This window comes from Betaproteobacteria bacterium, assembly GCA_016791345.1.
Lineage (GTDB): Bacteria > Pseudomonadota > Gammaproteobacteria > Burkholderiales > JAEUMW01 > JAEUMW01.
Genome location: JAEUMW010000030.1, coordinates 1 through 3,917, shown reverse-complemented (window position 1 = coordinate 3,917; position 3,917 = coordinate 1). Strand labels below are relative to the sequence as shown.

Sequence of the window (3,917 nt, the reverse complement as noted above, 5' to 3'; positions counted from 1 at the left end):
GGCGGACTTGGCCGCCTTCTCGAAGATCGCGGGGTTCGAGCCGGGCACTGCCAGCTCGGAGCGGTGCAGGCGCGGTGTCGCCTGCTCGACGATGGTGAAACTCATGGTGTTGTCTCTCCGGGTTTAGTTATGGGCAGCGCGGGGGTTGCCAGACGAATTATAGCCCCCGCCGATGGAAGCCTATCCGCTGCGGGCGGTCCTGAAAATTCGGACTCTCTTATGCATCGAATCAAAAACCTTGATTTGTGCGCAGGCGGGCGCTCGCGAAGAATCGCCGTTGGGGAGCAACCACGAAGATCCCGGCCGGTGTGCGCCAACCGCACGACCGCAGCCGGGGCACAAGACCCGAGGAGATGGAGGAGTGAACATTCACGAGTATCAGGCGAAGGAGCTCCTGTCGGGCTTCGGCGTCCCGGTGCCGCGCGGAATGGCCGCCTACAGCCCCGACCAGGCGGTGTACAGCGCGACCGAGCTCGGCGGCTGGCACTGGGCGGTCAAGGCCCAGGTGCATTCCGGTGCGCGCGGCAAGGCGGGCGGCATCAAGCTCTGCCGCACCTACCACGAGGTACACGAGGCGGCGAAGAATCTGCTCGGCGCCCGCCTGGTCACCAGTCAGACAGGTCCGGAAGGCAAGCCGGTGCAGCGGATCTACGTCGAGGTCGCCGAGCCGTTCGAGCGCGAGCTCTACTTCGGCATCGTCCTCGACCGCAAGGCCGAACGCGTGCGCATCATCGCCTCGGCCGAGGGCGGCATGGAAATCGAGGAGCTCGCCCACTCGCATCCCGACAAGATCCTGCAGGTGGTGGTGGAACCGGCGGTCGGGCTGCTCGCCTTCGAGGCGCGCGAGCTCGCGTTCGGACTCGGGCTCAACATCAAGCAGGTCGCCGCCGCGACGAAGCTCATGCTCGGCGCCTACCGTGCCTTCCGCCGGCTCGACGCCACCATGCTGGAAATCAACCCGATGGTGATCACCAAGGACGAGCGCATCCTGGCCCTCGACGCCAAGATGTCCTTTGACGACAACGCGCTCTTTCGCCAGCGCAACGTCGCCGCGATGCGCGACCCGTCGCAGGAGGATCCGCGCGAGGTGGCGGCGGCCCAGTACGACCTGTCGTATGTCGGGCTGGATGGCGACATCGGCTGCCTCATCAACGGCGCCGGACTGGCGATGGCGACACTCGACATGATCAAGTTCGCGGGTGGGAGTCCGGCCAACTTTCTCGACGTCGGCGGCGGCGCCTCGGCCGAGCGCGTGAAGAACGCCTTCTCCGTGGTGCTGAGCGATGCAAACGTGAAGACCGTGCTGGTCAACATCTTCGCCGGCATCAACCGCTGCGACTGGGTGGCGGAGGGCGTGGTGAAGGCGTTCCGCGAACTCGACATCAAGCTGCCCGTGGTCGTGCGCCTGGCGGGCACGAACGTCGAAGCGGGGCAGAACATCGTGCGCGAGAGCGGACTGCCGCTGATCGTGGCCGAAGACCTGGCGGACGCCGCCCAGAAGGCGGTCGCTGCCGCTGCTGCGGCCTGACCGGGAGGAACCGACATGGCCATTCTCATCGACAGGAGCAGCCGCATCCTGGTCCAGGGTTTCACGGGCGAAAAGGGCACCTTCCATGCGAAGGAGGCGATCGAATACGGCACCAACGTCGTCGGCGGCGTGACACCCGGCAAGGGCGGGACGACCCACCTCGGGCTGCCGGTGTTCAATACCGTCAAGGAGGCGGTCGCCGCCACCGGCGCGAACGCCAGCATCACCTTCGTCGCGCCGGCCTTCTGCGCCGACGCCATCATGGAAGCAGCCGACGCCGGCATCCGCTTCCTCGTCTCCATTACCGACGGCATCCCCGCGCAGGACATGATGCGGGTCAAGCGCTACCTGCGCCGCTATCCGAAGGAGAACCGCATGCTGGTGTGCGGCCCCAATTGCGCCGGCGTCATCAGCCCCGGCAAAGCGATGCTCGGCATCATGCCGGGGCACATCTACCAGGAAGGCCGGGTCGGCATCGTCTCGCGCTCGGGCACTCTGGGCTACGAGGCCGCCGCGCAGATGAAGGCGCTCGGCATCGGCATCTCGACCAGTGTCGGCATCGGCGGCGACCCCATCAACGGCAGCTCGTTCCTCGATCATCTGCGGCTGTTCGAAAAGGATCCCGAGACCGAGGCGGTGCTCCTGATCGGCGAGATCGGCGGCCCGCAGGAGGTCGAAGCGGCGCTCTGGGTGAAGGAGAACATGACCAAGCCGGTGGTCGGCTACATCGCCGGGATGACCGCACCCAAGGGCCGTCGCATGGGGCACGCGGGCGCCATCATCTCGACCGCCGGCGAAAGCGCTCCGGAGAAGACCGAGTTCCTGCGCGGCTGTGACATCACCATCGTGCCGGCGCCGAGCGAATTCGGCCGGACGGTGGCCAAGGTGCTCGTCCGCAGGCGCTGAGGACACCCCGTGCCGCCCGGCACGGGGACCCTGACATGACGACCCAAGCCCTGCCACCGCAGGCCGTGGACGACGGCCCGACGCGGGAAGCACTCGGTCTGCTGTCGCGCCTGCTGCTGGAGGTTGTCGCGCGCCACGAACGCGAAGTGGCCGCCGTGCTGCGCGGCGAACTGTCCTCCGCGGTGTTGCCGCCAGCGACGCTCGCGCGGCTGTTGCAGACTCAGGGGATTCTCTTCCAGCTCCTCAACATTGCCGAGGAGAACGGCGGCATGGCGCGCCGGCGCGCCATCGAGGCCGAGCGCGGACGCAGCCACGTGCCCGGCACCCTGCACTTCGTGGTGGCGGAGGCAGCGGCCGCGGGTGTCGGGCCGGATGCATTGCACGCACTGCTGCGCAGCCTGCACGTGCGGCCGGTCATTACTGCGCACCCGACGGAGGCGAAGCGCGTCACGGTGCTGGAACGGCTGCGCCGCATTTACCTCCTGCTGCTCGACTATCAGTCGCCGCGCTGGACCGCGCGTGAACGACACAACCTCGAGGACAGCCTGCGCAACGAAATCGAGGTGCTGCTGCTGACCGGCGAGTTGCGCCTGGAAAAGCCCCAGGTGGCGCAGGAGGTGTTCTGGGGTCTGCACTTCTTCAACGAGACGCTGTTCGACGTCGTGCCCGAGCTCCTGGGCAAAGTCGAGGACGCGATCGCCGAGCACTATCCGGGCGTGACCTTCGAAGCGCCACCCTTCTTTGAGCTCGGTTCCTGGATCGGCGGCGACCGCGACGGCAACCCGTTCGTCACCAATGCCGTCACCCGGGAGGCGCTCGTCGAATACCGCCTCGCGAGCCTGAAGCGACACCGCCAGCGCCTGGCCGATCTGGCACGCTCGCTCTCCCTCTCCGAGCGTCTCATCGCACTGCCGGAAGATTTCCGTGACCGGCTCGAACAGTCGCTGGCCGGCAGCGGCGACGGCGACGCAATCGCCACACGCAATCCGGGCGAGCCGTTCCGCCAGTTCGCGATGTGCATGCTCGGCCGGCTCGACGCCACGATCGCCTGCGCCGAGCGCGGCGTGCTGCCGGTCGACAGCGGCTACGGCAGCGCCGACGACCTCGTCGGGGACCTGCGCGCGATGGAAGAAGCGCTGACGACGGCGCGCGCGGAAACGCTCGCGCGTGCGCTGGTGCGACCGCTCCGGCGTCAGGTGGAGACTTTCCGCTTCTGCACCGCGCGCCTCGACCTGCGCGAGAACTCCACGCGCACCACGGAAGCACTGCAGGCCCTCTGGCGCCTCACGGCGCCGGACCCGACCGCGGAGCCACCGGCGCACGATTCGCGCGAATGGCGCGTGTGGCTTCTCGCCGAGCTCGAACGGCCGCTCGTCCCGACCCGAGACCTGGCGGGTCTTCCCCCCACGGCGCAGGAGACGCTCGGCCTCTTCCGGCTGGTGCGCGAGATGCGCGTCGTGACCGACCGCGACGCCTTCGGCAG

4 protein-coding genes are annotated in these 3,917 nt (G+C 68.0%); 3 read left to right on the top strand and 1 reads right to left on the bottom strand.

From position 1 onward, the window contains the following. Positions 1–105, bottom strand: a 105-nt coding sequence (locus JNK68_01090; GenBank protein ID MBL8538941.1) for a CoA ester lyase, incomplete at its 3' end; no start/stop codon positions are given. Between the two features lie 256 nt (positions 106–361). On the opposite strand from JNK68_01090, the gene JNK68_01085 reads away from it, so the two are divergent. The 3 genes from JNK68_01085 to JNK68_01075 all read left to right on the top strand — a co-directional run. After that, complete coding sequence (locus JNK68_01085; GenBank protein MBL8538940.1) at positions 362–1,528, top strand: malate--CoA ligase subunit beta; 1,167 nt, start codon at positions 362–364, stop codon at positions 1,526–1,528. 15 nt (positions 1,529–1,543) lie between these two features. After that, complete coding sequence (gene sucD / locus JNK68_01080) at positions 1,544–2,434, top strand: succinate--CoA ligase subunit alpha (GenBank protein ID MBL8538939.1); 891 nt, start codon at positions 1,544–1,546, stop codon at positions 2,432–2,434. Positions 2,435–2,469: 35 nt separating this feature from the next. Beyond that, positions 2,470–3,917: phosphoenolpyruvate carboxylase (locus JNK68_01075; GenBank protein MBL8538938.1), on the top strand; the 1,448-nt coding region annotated here is incomplete at its 3' end.